The organism is Sphingomonas phyllosphaerae (assembly GCF_036946485.1).
Lineage (GTDB): Bacteria > Pseudomonadota > Alphaproteobacteria > Sphingomonadales > Sphingomonadaceae > Sphingomonas > Sphingomonas phyllosphaerae_E.
This window is the reverse complement of record NZ_JAQIJA010000001.1, coordinates 1,058,871-1,073,210: the sequence shown is the minus strand read 5'-3', so window position 1 is coordinate 1,073,210 and position 14,340 is coordinate 1,058,871. Positions and strand designations below refer to the sequence as shown.

Here is a 14,340-nt window from a genome sequence, read left to right as displayed (position 1 = left end):
TGTTCGTTCGGCCGGCATACGGCGTATTGCCCGCCTACGTTGCGTTTCGACGAGGCTCGCCAAGGGCTGGCGAGGGTTCGCGCGCGCACCTAAAGCTATTCGCTCGCTGCCTTGGAGTTATCGATGCGCCGTCCCGTCCTGCTCGCTCTTGCGCTTGCCTCCGTCCCCGCCCTGCTTGCCGCACAGGACGGCAAGCCTCGCTATCAGCCCTGGGGGCTCGAGCTTCAGAATATGGACCGCAACGTTAAGCCGGGCGACGACTTCTATGCCTATGCGCTGGGGACGTGGTTGCGCGATCATCCGATCCCCGCCGACAAGGTGGGGGCCGGTTACAACTACGACCTGCCCGACGAGATCGAGGGACAGGTCCGCCGGATCGTCGAGGAGGCGGCAGCTTCCCCGACGACACCGACGGCGGGGAAGGTCGGCGATTTCTATGCGGCATGGATGGACGAACGCGCGATCGATGCGCGCGGGCTGGCCCCGCTGAAGCCGTGGCTGACGCGGATCGATGCGGTACGGACGCGTCCGCAGCTCATCCAGCTCATGATGCGGCCGGGCTTCGCCGCGCCGGTGAATATCGGCATTTCGACCGACGCGGACGATCCGACCCGCTACATGGTCGATGCGGGGCAAGCGCGCCTGGGCTTGCCAACGCGCGATTATTACCTGCTGACCGGCGAAAAATACGACACGATCCGCCGCGCCTATCGCGCCTATCTCATCAAGATTCAGGAACTGGCGGGCATTGCCGATGCCGCCGCCAAGGCGGACCGCATCATCGCGCTGGAAACGCGGTTGAGCCAGGATCAGTGGACGCCGGAACAGCGTCGCGATCCCGTCAAGACCCACAATCCGATGACGCGCGCCGAGTTGATGCGGCTGGCACCGGAATTGGATTGGAGCCCGACGCTCGCGTCCATGGGGCTTGCCGGGGCCACGAAGGTGAATGTGTCGGAACCGAGCGCGGTGGCGGCAGCATCGAAGCGGCTGGGCGACGTGCCGCTCGCGACGTGGAAGGAATGGATGACCGCGCGGTTCATCTCGGGCGCCGCGCCCTTCCTTCCCCATGCCTTCGATCAGGCGAATTTCGACTTCTACTCCAAGACCCTGCGTGGCGTGCCCGAGCAGCGTGCGCGCTGGAAGCGCGGCATGGGACTGATCGACGATGCGCTGGGCGAAGCGGTCGGCGCGATCTATGTCGAGCGTTACTGGTCACCGGCGACGCAGGCCAAGGCCGATGAACTCGTCGCCGACATGCAGGCCGCCTATAAGGAAAAGATCGACGCGGCGACGTGGATGGACGCCGCCACCCGCACCGCGGCGCTGGCCAAGCTCGCCACCTTCGACCCGCGCGTCGGCCATCCGAAGAAGTGGATCGATTATTCGACGCTGAAGGTCAGCCGCACCGATCCGCTCGCCAACAATCTTGCCGTCCAGGACTTCCAGTGGCGGCTGCAACTCCAGCGCTTCCCGAAGCCGGTCGATCGCGGGCTGTGGTACATGACGCCGCAGACGGTGAACGCCTATTACGATCCGACGATGAACCAGATCACGCTGCCGGCCGCGATCCTTCAGCCGCCGTTCTTCGACCCGAACGCCGATCCGGCGGTCAATTATGCCGAAACCGGCGCCTCGACGATCGGGCACGAAATGGGCCACGGCTTCGACGATCAGGGGCGACAGTTCGACGAAAAGGGACGTCTGCGCGACTGGTGGAGCAAGGAAACCGCCGCCAAATACAACGTGCAAGCCGATCGTTTGGCGAACCAGTTCGACCAGTATGAGCCGATCCCCGGCGTCAAGATCAAGGGACGCCTGACGCTGGGTGAAAATCTCGCCGACCTTGGCGGGCTGGAGACCGCCTATGCCGCCTACCGCCGCTATGTCGCGCGGCACGGCGAGCCGCCGGTGCTCGACGGCATGACCGGCGATCAGCGCTTCTTCCTTGCCTATGCGCAGGCATGGCAGGGCAAGCGACGCGAGGAGGCGGTCCGGCAGCAATTGCTCAGCGACCCGCATTCACCCGATAAATATCGTGTCAACGGCATCGTTCGCAATTTCGGGCCCTGGTACACGGCGTTCGGCGTGAAGCCGGGCGACGCGATGTATCTGCCGCCCGAACAGCGGGTGAGCATCTGGCAATAACGGGCGCGGCGCGGGACGGATCGTAGCCGCGTTCGTCCCCGCCGCTCCGCAGGCTGAACCAACGACGGCGTGGATCAGCACCTCTCGTCCAAGATCGCCTGCTCACGGGCGTTCTAACGCATTCGCCTGCCGCGGTTTTTCGACCTGGCACCCCCTCGCGCTTAACGGCTCGGTAACGCCGTCGACGATAAGCGCCCCTCATCGCAGCGCCGGGCAATCTTGCTCGGGAATCAACGACCTAAGTCGTCGCTGCGTTCAGAAGGGGAAATCTTGGTGAAGCTGATGAATGCCGCTTTTTGTACGCTGCGAAACGGGATTTCGGCAGCGGCTCTGGTCAGCGCGATCGTCGTGCCCGCCTATGCGCAAGAAGCCGCGCCAACGACCGCCAGCGACGTGACCACCGCCAGCGAGACGCCCGTTGCCGCCACCGTCGCTGACGCGCAGGCGCCGGCCGCCGCACCGGCGGAGCCTGCACAGGGCGCGACCGTCGTCGTCACCGGCACGCTGTTCCGCGATTCGAACGCGACCTCGATCTCGCCGGTGACGGTGCTCAACTCGGCGACCCTGGAGCGCGCCAATATCACCACCGCACAGGATGCGATCCGCTCGGTTTCGGCCGACAGCGCCGGGTCGATTTCGACCGGCTTCCGCAACGGCTTCTCGGCCGGCGGCGCGGCAGTGTCGCTGCGCGGTCTGGGCGTGTCGTCGACCGTGGTGTTGATCGACGGCCTGCGCTCGGCCAATTTCCCACTGAACGACGACGGCCACAACGCCTATGTCGATCTGAACTCGATCCCCTTCAGCACGATCGACCGGATCGAGGTGCTGAAGGACGGCGCGTCCTCCACCTATGGCGCCGATGCGATCGGCGGCGTCGTGAACCTCATCAGCAAGAAGAACGTGCAGGGCGTGCAGGGCTCGGTGCAGGGCGGCGCGACCGAGAAGGCCGATGGTTCGCACTACCGTGCGACGCTGACCGCCGGGTTCGGCGATTATCCTTCGCAGGGCTTCAACTTCTACCTGAACGGCGAATATACCTATGACGGGTATATCACGAACAACGCGCGCGGTTATCCGTTCAACACGCTCGACCTGCGCGCAAGCGGGCTGACCGACCGCAACCGCAACGACGATTCGCTGACCACGCCCAACCCGCAGGCGGTGGTGACGCAGGTGCGGCAGACCGATCTCAACAATCCGCTCGCCGGACAGGTCGGTGCGCCGCTGACCAACCAATACCAGCTTCTGAACCCCAATTCTTGCCCCTATGGCACCTTCACCGTGACCTCGGGCGCGGCGCAGGGCACGGGTTGTTCGCACAGCCTGCCCGACGAATATTTCATCATCCAGCCGCGTCAGCAACGCTACTCGACGACCGGTCGCCTGACCGTGCGGCTTAGCGACAATCTGGAAGCCTTTGCCAGCGGCAGCTATTCGCATTCGGAGGTCAGCATCGTCGGCGCGCCGCAGGGCATCCGCCAGACGCAGCCGTTCGGCGGGTCGGCGGCGCTCGCCTCCAGCAGCCCGGGGATCGTGCTGCCGGTCTACATCTGCTCCGCGGGCGTCAACTGCGCCAATGCGGCGGATCGCAGGCTGAACCCGAACAACCCCTATGCCGCCGCCAACGCCAACACGCCCGCGAACGGCGCGGCGCGCATCTATTACCTGTTCGGTGACATTCCGGCGGGCAGCGACCGCTATGTCGACGTGTTCCGTACCACCGCCGGCATTTCGGGCGACCTGGGCAATGGCTTCAAGTTCCGCCTGAACGGCGTGTACGCCCGCGACAATTTCAGCGTCACGCAGCGCGGCTTCATCAACATCCAGGGCCTGCTGAACGCGATCAACACCGGCGCGTACAATTTCGTCGATCCGAGCCAAAACAGCGCGGCGGTGCGTAACCAGATCTCGCCCGAGCGCACGACGCCGTCCTATTCGACGGTCGCAACGATCGGCGGTTCGCTCATCAAGTCGCTGATTGAGCTGCGCGGCGGCGACCTAAACGTCGGGGCCGGTTTCCAGATCCGTCGCGAGACGCTCATGAACCGCAACCAGAATGCGGACTTGAGCTATTATGCGCTGAACACCTCGTCGGCACAGGGTCGCCAGACCGTGACCGCAGGCTTCTTCGAGATCGATGCGCCGTTCCTGGAGCAGCTCGACCTCAACGTCTCGGGCCGGTACGACCACTATTCACAGGGCTACAGCCACTTCTCGCCGAAGGTCGGGCTGAAGTTCACGCCGATCCCGGCGCTGTCGCTGCGCACCACCTATTCGCAGGGTTTCCGCGCGCCGACCTTTGCCGAGTACAATCCCGCGAGCAGCTATTCGGGCTTCTCGTCCTTCACCCCGAATGCGGCCTTCATCGCCGCACACCCGGGCAATGCGGCGTACACGAGCACGTACAACATCGGCAGCGGCGCAACCGGCAATCCGGACATCAAGCCGGAAGTGTCGCGCAGCTTCACCGCCGGTGCGATCCTGAAGCCGACGCGCTGGTTCCACCTCACCGCCGACTATTACAACATCAAGAAGTCGGCACTGATCGTCAGCGGCCCGCTCCGCGCGGCGGCCATCGACGCCTATTACAGCAAGAGCAACGCCACCGACGGCTGCGCGGCGCTCGCGGCGGTCGGCCCGGGCTATAAGTGCAACGTCGTCGACGCGCCCGATCCCTCCAACCCCAACGCGCTGCCGCGACTGCTGGTGTTCGACGTGCCCTACGTCAACGCCAACTATCAGGTCAGCTCGGGCATCGACATGCAGGCGACCGCCAACGTCCGCCTGCGCGACGACGTCCGCTTCATCAGCCGCGTCGACGTGACCCGCGTGCTGCGGCTCGATCTGGTGACGCCGGAGGGCGTGGTGCAGAAATATGCCGGGACGCTCGGGCCGTACGAGCTGTCGTCGGGCGGCGGCACGCCGCGCATCCGCGGCAACTGGCAGAACGCGCTGGAAGTGGGCAACTTCTCGCTCACCGCGACGACCTATTACGTCGGTCGCATCAAGCAGGTCGCAGCGGATCGGATCACCCCGGTGAACGGCGAGATCGACCTGTCGTGCAAGAACACGCTGGCACCGATCGTCAGCGGAAGCGATCCGAACAACCACTGCTACATCCGGCCGTTCATCTACACCGACCTGAACGTCGCGCTGCGCGTGAACGATGACTTCCGGTTCTTCTTCAACGTCCAGAACCTGACCAATGCGCGCGCACCGCTCGCATCGGCGGCCTATACCAGCAACCCGAACTATCTGAGCAGCTGGCACTACGCCGGGCTCGTCGGCCGCAACTTCAGCGCGGGCGCGAGCTTCAACTTCTGATCTGAACCCGTCGGCGGCGTGCAACGAGCCAGGTCTCGATGCACGCCGCCCGATCAGGTCACCCGGAACATCGGCGGCGCATCCGCCACTTCGGCGAGGTTCAGCTCGAGCTTCTCGCCGCTTTCCAGCAACACGCCGACCGTGAACGCGCCGTAGGCGATCAACGGCAATACCGCGCGTCCGTCCGGCCCGAACGACACCGCCCGCGGATCGCGCCCGAAGGTCGGATGCAGGAAGAACAACGCCTTCTGCCCCGAAAGCGTTACGCGATCGGGGTTGAGCGGCTCGACCGTCAGGTTCACTTCGAACTCGTTCGGATTGAGCGCCAACGGCTTCACCGATGCGCGCAGCATGACGGCGTCGACCAGCGACTCCATGTTGCCGCCGAACAGCCCACGCCACGGATCGTCGGGGTAGCGGATCAGCGTCGGCAGCTGCGAGCGCATCACGGCGATATCGCCCTGCGCGCGCTCGCTGTTGGGCAGCAATTGCTGCGCGCGGGTCAGGACGCCCTCGGCATAAGCGAGCACGTCGGCGGCCGGATTGCTACTCTCGTTGAGTTGCAGCGTGCCGAGGCTTTCGGCGCGCTTGCGCTTGTCGTCGTCGCGGGATGAGGCGCGTTCGCGCTCCAGCTCCGCCTTGATCTCCTCCGACTCCCGCAGCGCGCGCTCATAATCGGCATCGGATTTCAGTTTCGCCGCCGCTGCCTCCACCCGCAACTGATCGAGCGATTGGCGGACGCGAGCGAGTTCGATCTGCTCCTTCACGCGTTGGGTCCGGCGGAGCGTCTCGATCGCCTCGTTGCGCGCAACGACCATCTCGATGATGAAATAGCGCCGCATCCACAGATAGGCGATCAGGAAGCCCAGCGTCGCGAATGTCACCATCAACAGGCCACCGGGGATCGCACCGCCGCTGGCGCGCGCGCAGACCGGGAACAATGCCTCGGCCTGCTCCGACGACAGACCGGGTCGATAGCGATCCGCCACGCATCGGCCGAGCAACGCCTGCGTCCCGTTGAGGTTCGCGGTCACATCGACCGCCAGTTCGAAGAAGCGCTGCTCCCAGCTGGCGTATTGCGTCAGCGTCACGCCGATGATGATCTTCGTCAGCCAATCGGCAACCTGCTCCAGACTGCTGCTTTCGGCGTAGGGAATAACGACCGGCTCGCTCGACGCGGGTGCCTCATCCCGGACAGCGGCGTTATCGCCAGCCGCCTCGGTGACCGTCGCCGTGCTTTTGCTCATCGCCTCGGCAGCGGCGACCTTCACCCGGCTGATCGCGTTGGTGACGTCGACACGGTGGATCGGAAGGCCGAACAGCAGCCCCAGCAATGCCCCGACGAGTGCCGAACAGCACACCGTCATCACCACCCAGCCGATGAAATGGCCCCAGGTCGCCGCACCGGCGGCGAAGAGCACCAGAAGGACGAGGCAGAGGAAGCCGAACAGCAATTGCCCTGCCATCGCGCGCTCGGTCTGGTCCGACGTCGCGCTGCCGAAGGTCAGCATCATGACAGCCCCAGCGCGGTCAGCAGCGCCTGATCGATCAGCCCCTCGGGAAGCCCGTTCTGACGCCGGAAGCGCGCGATCGCCGACGTGGTGTGACGGCCGACGTCGCCGTCCGGCGCGCCCACCTCCGTATAGCCGAGCTTCACCAGCCGCTTCTGGACTGCGAGCACCGTGGCGGCGTCCGGCTGCGTTGCGGGCGGATCGGCGAGCACCCGTCGCACCTTGTCCAGCCACGCCCGTCGCTCCGCCATCCCGATCAGCCCGCCGTTGACGCGACGGGTGCAGTCGAGGAAGTCGTCGGCATCGGCGGTTTCGTTGATGTCCTTCAATGTCCAGAATGCCGCGGCGAGCGCCAGTGCGTTCGCGGGCGTCGCGGCGCGCTCCGGGTGCGCGGGCAGGTCCTTGATCCCCGCCTTCTCCCCCACGATCGTGTAGTTGGCACGTCCGGTCAGTTGAATGTAGCCGCGCCCTCGGAACAGATAACCGTCCAAGCTGGGCGGCTTCGCATTGCCCAACCGCCCGCCATAGACCTGACAGCCGAACGCCTGGGGGTTGCCCGCACAGGTGGCGGCCGCCTCCGCGGTTGGAAAGCGCCTGGGAAAAACTTCCATCAGCCGCCTTGCCGAATAGTTCAGGTTCTCCTCGACGACCGTCAGACCACTGGACTCGTGGCCAAGCTGCGCAAGGAAGAACTGCAGTCGGTTGGGCGTGTCGAGGATGCCGGCCTGCTTGAGCACGGCAGGCCCGTCCTTGGCGAAGCTATCCAGCCGATCTTTCGGCGCGCGCGGATACAGGGATGCGAGCTTATCACTGGTGATCATCGAATTCCCCCTCGATGAATGCAGCACAGCGACCTTGTGTTTGACGCAGGTATAGGCGCCCCGACGGATTTATTGTCAATAATCTGTTTAGGTTACTCTCTCGGAGCGACCACAGGTTGTCACCGGACCTCTGCCGCCGGGCATGGGACGGCGTGACGAACGCGCCGGGATAAACTGCAACGATGCCGCGTTTGCGCATCGTGAGGGAGATGCTCGAATGAAGGCAATGGTCGTTCACGCGCCGGCGGCGCTCGATACACTACGGCTGGAAGAGCGCCCCGACCCGGGCGCACCGGGACCCGGCGAGATCCGCGTGAAGCTGCACGGCAGCTCGCTCAACTTCCACGATCTGGGCGTGGTCACCGGGCGCATGGGCGCGGCCGATGGCTTGATCCCGTTGGCCGATGGCGCCGGGGTGGTCGAAGCGGTCGGCGCGGAGGTCAGTGAGTTCGCGCCGGGCGATCATGTCGTATCCTGCTTCTTCCCGGATTGGCAGAACGGGGCGCCGACGATCGGCGACTTCCAGCGGACACCCGGCGACGGCATCGACGGCTTCGCGCAGGAATATGCGGTGCGCCCCGCCACCGCCTTCACCCGCGCACCCGACGGACTGGACCACGTCGAGGCCGCGACGATCACCACTGCCGGGCTTACCGCGTGGCGCGCGCTGGTGGTCGACGGCAAGCTGAAGGCCGGGGACAGCGTATTGCTGCTCGGCACCGGCGGGGTTTCGATCTGGGCGTTGCAGATCGCCAAGCTGATGGGCGCGCGTGTGGCGATCACCTCCTCGTCGGACGAGAAGCTGGAGCGTGCCCGTGCGCTCGGCGCGGATCATGTCGTCAACTATCGCACGCAGCCCGATTGGGGGAAGGCGATCCGTGCATGGAGCGACGGGCGCGGTGTCGATCACGTCGTCGAAGTCGGCGGCCCCGGTACGCTGGCGCAATCGATCGAGGCGGTGCGGGTGGGCGGGCATATCTCGCTGATCGGCGTCCTGACAGGCGCCAGCGGCGAGGTGCCGACCGCGGCGCTGATGAGCAAGCAGGCGCGGTTGCAGGGATTGATCGTCGGCAGCCGTGCCGAGCAGCAGGATTTCGTGCGCGCGATCGAACAGGGCAAGCTGCGTCCGGTGATCGATCGTCGGTTCGCGCTCGACGATCTTGCCGACGCCTTCCGCTACGAAATGGGAGCGTCGCACTTCGGCAAGATCGGCGTCGAATGGTGATCGCCGCCGAATAGCGCCGCGCGCCTCCGCACCAAGCTTGTCCTGACCCGCCCGATCGCTCATTCTCTCATCAAAGGGGATGCGAGAATGAAGTGGTTGCTGTTCGTCCTGGCGCTGACCGGCGCGGCATCTTCGTCGGCCAGGGATCTCGCGGTTCCCGCTGACAAGGGGTGGAAACATGCGGAAACCGGCATCATCCTGTCACCGCAACTCGCCGGGCTTTCACGTACCGCGCTGACCGATGCGACCCAAAGCGAGCATGACGTGGCGGCGCAATTCGCGGTCGCCGATGGCAGTGTCACCGCGACGATCTACATCTTCCACCCGGCGATCGCGGATGTGGGCATCTGGTTCGATCGATCGCGCGCCACGCTCGAGAACCGCGACATCTACCGCAGCGCCGCGCCAGCCACCATCGATCCCGTCAGCTTCGCCGCGTCCGGCACCGGCCCCGCGACCGCACTACGACAGGATTACGCCATCGCTGGCGGCCCGTTCCGCAGTACCGCCCTCGCTGTCGTCCCTGTTGGGGAATGGATCGTCACCCTTCGCATGACGGCGCGGACCCTCACCTCGCAACAGCTCGATGCGGCATTGCTGGACGTGATCAAGGCGATCCGCTGGCCCGCTCCCACGCCGGCACCCGCAACAGACATCCAGCCGATCAAGACTTGTGCCGCGCCGCTGACCTTCAAGAAGGCGAAGCAGATCAAGCCGAACGGCTCCGACCTGCTCGTGTCCCTGCTCGGCGGCGCTCTTGCGCGAAAGGAAAAGGAGGAAGCGGACTCGTCACCGCGGCCGCGCTCCACCTGGTGCCGTGACGGCGCGGGAACGCCCGAATATGGCGTCTATCGCGCGGGCGAAGAGCAATCCGGCTATGCGCTGGCGCTCCATGATGCGGGCCGGGTGGTGAATGTCTCTCCGTCGCTCATGGGCCAGATCGACAAGACCGGTGGCTATTCGGTGACGCTGGTGGACGTCGACGGTGGCGTGGTGGCGCTTTCCTCCTTCGCGACGATGCCCACACCCAAGCAGGTGTGGGACCTGATCGGCTCGGGCAAGCGGATGGGCACCGCCAGGCGGGGCCAGATAACGATCGACCCGTCGGCGCTGTAACGCGCTTTCGTCCCCCCGCCTGTCGCGCCCACTTTGCCTCGACCGGCTTCTGACGTATCAGGATCGCATGATGACCCGGCGCAACGTGCTCGCTTCCTCCCTCGCTCTTTCCGCGGCCGCCGGTTTGGGGGCGGCCCCCACGCGGGCGGGTCGCCTGAAACAGTCGGTCAGCCGGTGGTGCTACCAGAACATTCCGCTCGACGATCTGTGCGCCGCCGCCGCGCGCATGGGCTTGCAGGGGATCGACCTGCTGCAGCCCGGCGAATATGAGACGCCGCGCCGGCATGGGCTTCGCTGCACGATGGGTTATGCCGCGGACATCATGACGATCCCCAACGGGCTCAATCGTCGCGAAAATCACGACGCGATCGAGAAGGCGTTCCGCGTCGGCATTCCGCAGGCCGCGAAGGCCGGCGTGCCGAACGTCATCGCTTTCTCCGGCAATCGCCGTGGCATGTCCGACGAGGAAGGCGCGGCCAACGCCGTCGCCGGGCTGAACCGCATCAAGCGGATCGCCGAAGACAATGACGTCACGATCTGTATCGAGCTGCTGAACAGCAAGGTCGACCACGCCGATTACATGGCCGATCACACCGCCTGGGGTGTGCGGGTCGCGCAGGAAGTCGCGTCGCCGCACGTCAAGTTGCTCTACGACATCTATCACATGCAGATCATGGAAGGCGACCTGATCGCGACGATCAGGAAGAACATTCAATGGATCGGGCATTTCCATACCGGCGGGGTGCCCGGGCGGCACAATCTCGACGACACGCAGGAGGTCAATTGGCAGGCGGTCGCGCGCAGCGTCGCCGACCTGAACTTCCAGGGTTATTTCGCGCACGAGTTCGTGCCCGTAGGCGACCCGCTGACCGCATTGGCGCAGGCCGTCAAGACCTGCACCGTCTAGGCTCCGGCCGCACGGCGGCACGCAGCCGTTAGGCGAACAAGCAGCCCGGTACGCCGGTCGTGATCCTGTCGCTTGGCTCGAACGCCACCGTCGTTAAGGTGCCGTCAGCGCGTCGCCAACTTGGTGCCGAGCAGCACGAGCCGCTCGCCCGTAATCCCGAACCAATGCGGCACGCCGGCCGGGATCAGCAGCACGTCACCGGCACGCAGCGGGCGCGTCGTTCCGCCCTCGATCCGCTCGCCCTCGACCAGCCCCTCGCGGCGCGTGGCGGGCGCGACCAATGTGCCACCCGAAACCAGCGTGCCCGCGCCTTCCAGCACGATCGCATATTCGGCCTCCGCCGGATGAACCGCCGGTCGTCCCGGCTTTTTCCAGATTTCGACCGCAACGACATGCGCGCTGTCCTTGACCAGCGGCCGCCACGCGAATCCCTGTTCGGGCTTCATTTCCGCGAGCATCGCCGCGGCCTGCGCGCGGACCTCGCTGGCGCTGGCGAAATCGCGGTCGGCCGGCGTAGAGGCGGCGACCTGCCCGGCCGCATAGGTCGGCAGCGTCGCCGCTACGAGCGTGACCGCCAACGCGATCGCCTGTTTTCCCCTGATCATCCGCATCCGTCGCCTGCCTCTCCCAACGCACTATCCTTGCATCGACATCGGCAAAGCACAATGGACGACATTTCAGCCTAGCGAAGATCATCGACCCAGATCAGATTACTCCCGCTCCTCCTCTATATCGTTAGGCGAGAGACATCTACATAGCTCGCAAAGTTGAGCGACATCATACAGTTTCCAACAACGCCCGAGAATACTTTGGCATCGCCGACACGTTCAGCCCGGCACCCATTGACGCTCAAAAGCGGGAAGCTGATCTATGTATTATCATGACAAGCGGCTGCAATACCCCGTCGTGGTCGACAAGCCCAATCCAGCCTTTGCGCGGATGCTTCAGCAGGCGATCGGCGGCGTGGAAGGTGAAATCCGCGTCTGTATGCAATATTTCTTCCAGGCGTGGGGTAACCGCGCGCCCACCACCAAATATCGCGACATGCTGTTGCACACGGCGACCGAGGAAATCGGTCACATCGAGATGCTGGCGACCGCCGTGGCGCTGAACCTCGAAACAGCGCCTTCGTCGGCGCAGGAAGAAGGCGCGACCGATGCGATCGTCGGCGCCGTCATGGGCGGCGGTAGTGCGAAAGCGTCGATCGAAGGGCTGATCCACAAGAACCTGTTGTCGGGCGGTCTCGCGGCGATGCCGATGGATTCGGATGGTGTTCCCTTCAACATGAGCCACATCTATGCCAGCGGCAATGTCGCGGCGGACATGTACTGCAACGTCGCGGCGGAGAGCACCGGCCGCGTGCTCGCGGTACGGCTGTTCAACGCCACCGACGATGACGGCATGAAAAAGATGCTCCACTACATGATTGCGCGCGATACGATGCATCAGCAGCAGTGGCTGGCCGTCCTCGAAGAGCTTGGCGGCCCTTCGGCGAACCTCCCGATCCCCAATTCCTTCCCGCAGGAGCTGGAGGATCAGGAGAACAACTACAATTTCTACGCCACCGCCGCCGACGGCACGGTGCCCGAAGGACGCTGGACCAGCGGACCGTCGGTCGATGGTCGCGGCGAGTTCACGGTCTTCCCGAACCGGCCACTCGGCGAAGAGCCCATCCTGGGGCCGGCGCGACCAGACAGCGCCGCCCAGGGGCAGCAGATCGGCTGAGCGTTCAGCAGGCGGGGCACACCCTGGGTGACGCCCCGCCCCTCGCCCGCCGCTCCGACGTGGAAGGTGATGAGCTTCAGACCACGGCGCGTCGTTCCAGCGGCGCTTCGGTCTGATCGATGCGCATTTCGCCATCAACCTTCAGCCTGCCCCATCCACCGGCAACGATCGGACGCCGCCGTGAGCCACGCGATCGGCAACATCATGTACATGGCTCTCCCCGACTGAACGGTCCGCGTAACCCCGTGCACGACGACCGTCCTTCTGCGACCAGCGCCTATCCTCATGATGGATGCCCGCGCCGAGGCCGAACAACTCTCCCATCAAAGACGGCATAGTGGACATGGCCGGGAATGAGGCGCTGCGCTCCACGCCGCCGAAGATGCCGGTGACCAACTCAGGCCGGATCGATGACGAGCATCAACCGCCGCTGTCGACCGGCAATGATCGGCGGCGAGCGGTGCAGCACGGTTGGAGGATCGAGCAATAAACTACTGCGCGTCAATCGGGGGTAGAGTGACGGTGAAAGGGTGCGGCAGGATCGCGCCGGGCGATCACCTGCGCCGGCGCTGTCGCTCGCTACGGTAACGGAGCAGCGCCTCCACTGCATCGGTCTGGAAAAGCCGGACGTCCATGTCCGCAAGGCGTCCCCAGACCGATGCGGGATCGCGGCGTGCCTCGGGATCGCCGCCCATGCCGGTCACGAAGCCCCTGAACAACGTATTGATCCACACCGGTACGCCATGCGCCTTCGTCCGCGCCAGCACCGCCGGCAACGTCGCGAGCGGCAGCACCGGCAATTCGACGGCGAGCGGCTTGATACTTCCGGCGGACTGCCGGTCGACGATCGCCGGAACATTCGCCGCGTCGGGCGCCTCGGCGAGCGGGATGGCGACGAACGGCACCTCGTCATAGGGCGCGACCGCGGCGAGCGGCACCGAAGCGCGCCCGGCGAAAGTCTTGACGATCACCCGGTCCTGCGCCCCGGCACGGCGCACCGCATCGACCACCTCAGCATAGATCGCGTCCTTCACGTCCAGGTTGAGGACGATCCGGTCCTTCGCCAGCGCCAGAAGCTCGTCGAGTGTCGGGCCCGTCTGGTCGGTCAGGGCCGCGCCCGTCCCGCCCTCGTCCTGCCGCAGCCGCAGCGCCTTCAACTGTGCAAGCGTCAGGTCGGCGACCTTGCAGGTGCCGTTGGTGGTCCGATCGACGCTGTCGTCATGCATGATGACGAGAGTGCCGTCGCGGCTGCGGCGGACATCGGTTTCCATCACGTCGGCGCCCAGCGTCGCGCATTGCAGCAGCGCGGCGGCCGAATTTTCGGGCGTGGGGCCAAGCCCGCGCACCGGCGCGCCCTCATGGCAGCCCCGATGCGCGATCACGATCAGCCCGCCGTTCGGATCACGAATGCGCCGTAATGTGTCGGCGGGCGCAGCCTGCGCGGCGGAGCAAACAAAGCAAGCCGCGGCGGCGGCAAGAAGCGAGCGGTTCATATGAAAGGTCCGTCTGTTCGGGAAAGCGGCGGGACACTCATCAGGCCATCCCGCCAGCGCTGCGTCTTGG

General features: G+C 65.4%; 10 protein-coding genes. 6 read left to right on the top strand and 4 right to left on the bottom strand.

The features are described 5' to 3' along the window. Positions 1-123: 123 nt before the first annotated feature. Both PGN16_RS05230 and PGN16_RS05225 read left to right on the top strand, forming a co-directional pair. Entirely contained in the window at positions 124-2,148 is a 2,025-nt protein-coding gene (locus tag PGN16_RS05230; protein ID WP_335308328.1) for a M13 family metallopeptidase, read from the top strand. Positions 2,149-2,430: 282 nt separating this feature from the next. Further along, positions 2,431-5,472, top strand: coding sequence for a TonB-dependent receptor domain-containing protein (locus PGN16_RS05225; protein WP_335308393.1), 3,042 nt, complete (start codon positions 2,431-2,433; stop codon positions 5,470-5,472). A 53-nt stretch (positions 5,473-5,525) separates the two neighbouring features. On the opposite strand, the gene PGN16_RS05220 is transcribed toward PGN16_RS05225, so the two are convergent. Continuing rightward, a complete protein-coding gene (locus PGN16_RS05220) occupies positions 5,526-6,986 on the bottom strand; it encodes a pYEATS domain-containing protein (RefSeq protein ID WP_335308327.1) in 1,461 nt (486 codons plus the stop codon). After that, a complete protein-coding gene (locus PGN16_RS05215; RefSeq protein ID WP_335308326.1) occupies positions 6,983-7,804 on the bottom strand; it encodes a peptidoglycan-binding protein in 822 nt (273 codons plus the stop codon). The genes PGN16_RS05220 and PGN16_RS05215 overlap by 4 nt, the downstream gene beginning before the upstream one ends. Positions 7,805-8,021: 217 nt before the next feature. Between PGN16_RS05215 and PGN16_RS05210 the strand changes: the two genes are divergently transcribed. The 3 genes from PGN16_RS05210 to PGN16_RS05200 all read left to right on the top strand — a co-directional run bounded on the left by PGN16_RS05210 (position 8,022) and on the right by PGN16_RS05200 (position 11,052). Beyond that, positions 8,022-9,029, top strand: a complete 1,008-nt coding sequence (locus PGN16_RS05210) for a zinc-dependent alcohol dehydrogenase family protein (protein ID WP_335308325.1) — start codon at positions 8,022-8,024, stop codon at positions 9,027-9,029. An 87-nt stretch (positions 9,030-9,116) separates the two neighbouring features. Beyond that, a complete protein-coding gene (locus PGN16_RS05205; RefSeq protein WP_335308324.1) occupies positions 9,117-10,145 on the top strand; it encodes a hypothetical protein in 1,029 nt (342 codons plus the stop codon). A gap of 70 nt (positions 10,146-10,215) precedes the next feature. After that, the gene (locus PGN16_RS05200; RefSeq protein ID WP_335308323.1) at positions 10,216-11,052 is read left to right on the top strand and encodes a hydroxypyruvate isomerase family protein; all 837 of its coding nucleotides are present in this window, start codon (positions 10,216-10,218) and stop codon (positions 11,050-11,052) included. Between the two features lie 104 nt (positions 11,053-11,156). On the opposite strand, the gene PGN16_RS05195 is transcribed toward PGN16_RS05200, so the two are convergent. Then, complete coding sequence (locus PGN16_RS05195) at positions 11,157-11,663, bottom strand: cupin domain-containing protein (protein WP_335308322.1); 507 nt, start codon at positions 11,661-11,663, stop codon at positions 11,157-11,159. A 259-nt stretch (positions 11,664-11,922) separates the two neighbouring features. Here PGN16_RS05195 and PGN16_RS05190 point away from each other — a divergent pair, with 259 nt between their 5' ends. Then, positions 11,923-12,777 carry a manganese catalase family protein gene (locus tag PGN16_RS05190; RefSeq protein WP_335308321.1) on the top strand — a complete coding sequence of 285 codons (855 nt, stop codon included), beginning with the start codon at positions 11,923-11,925 and terminating at the stop codon, positions 12,775-12,777. 554 nt (positions 12,778-13,331) lie between these two features. Here the strand turns inward: PGN16_RS05190 and PGN16_RS05185 are convergent. Further along, a complete protein-coding gene (locus tag PGN16_RS05185; RefSeq protein WP_335308320.1) occupies positions 13,332-14,270 on the bottom strand; it encodes a glycerophosphodiester phosphodiesterase family protein in 939 nt (312 codons plus the stop codon). Positions 14,271-14,340: the final 70 nt, after the last annotated feature.

What these genes read in the sequence shown, in the direction of transcription:
- PGN16_RS05230 (WP_335308328.1), top strand. Translation starts at nt 124, where the DNA reads ATGCGCCGTCCCGTCCTGCTCGCTCTTGCGCTTGCCTCCGTCCCCGCC.
- PGN16_RS05225 (WP_335308393.1), top strand. Translation starts at nt 2,431, where the DNA reads ATGAATGCCGCTTTTTGTACGCTGCGAAACGGGATTTCGGCAGCGGCT.
- PGN16_RS05220 (WP_335308327.1), bottom strand. Translation starts at nt 6,986, where the DNA reads ATGATGCTGACCTTCGGCAGCGCGACGTCGGACCAGACCGAGCGCGCG.
- PGN16_RS05215 (WP_335308326.1), bottom strand. Translation starts at nt 7,804, where the DNA reads ATGATCACCAGTGATAAGCTCGCATCCCTGTATCCGCGCGCGCCGAAA.
- PGN16_RS05210 (WP_335308325.1), top strand. Translation starts at nt 8,022, where the DNA reads ATGAAGGCAATGGTCGTTCACGCGCCGGCGGCGCTCGATACACTACGG.
- PGN16_RS05205 (WP_335308324.1), top strand. Translation starts at nt 9,117, where the DNA reads ATGAAGTGGTTGCTGTTCGTCCTGGCGCTGACCGGCGCGGCATCTTCG.
- PGN16_RS05200 (WP_335308323.1), top strand. Translation starts at nt 10,216, where the DNA reads ATGACCCGGCGCAACGTGCTCGCTTCCTCCCTCGCTCTTTCCGCGGCC.
- PGN16_RS05195 (WP_335308322.1), bottom strand. Translation starts at nt 11,663, where the DNA reads ATGCGGATGATCAGGGGAAAACAGGCGATCGCGTTGGCGGTCACGCTC.
- PGN16_RS05190 (WP_335308321.1), top strand. Translation starts at nt 11,923, where the DNA reads ATGTATTATCATGACAAGCGGCTGCAATACCCCGTCGTGGTCGACAAG.
- PGN16_RS05185 (WP_335308320.1), bottom strand. Translation starts at nt 14,270, where the DNA reads ATGAACCGCTCGCTTCTTGCCGCCGCCGCGGCTTGCTTTGTTTGCTCC.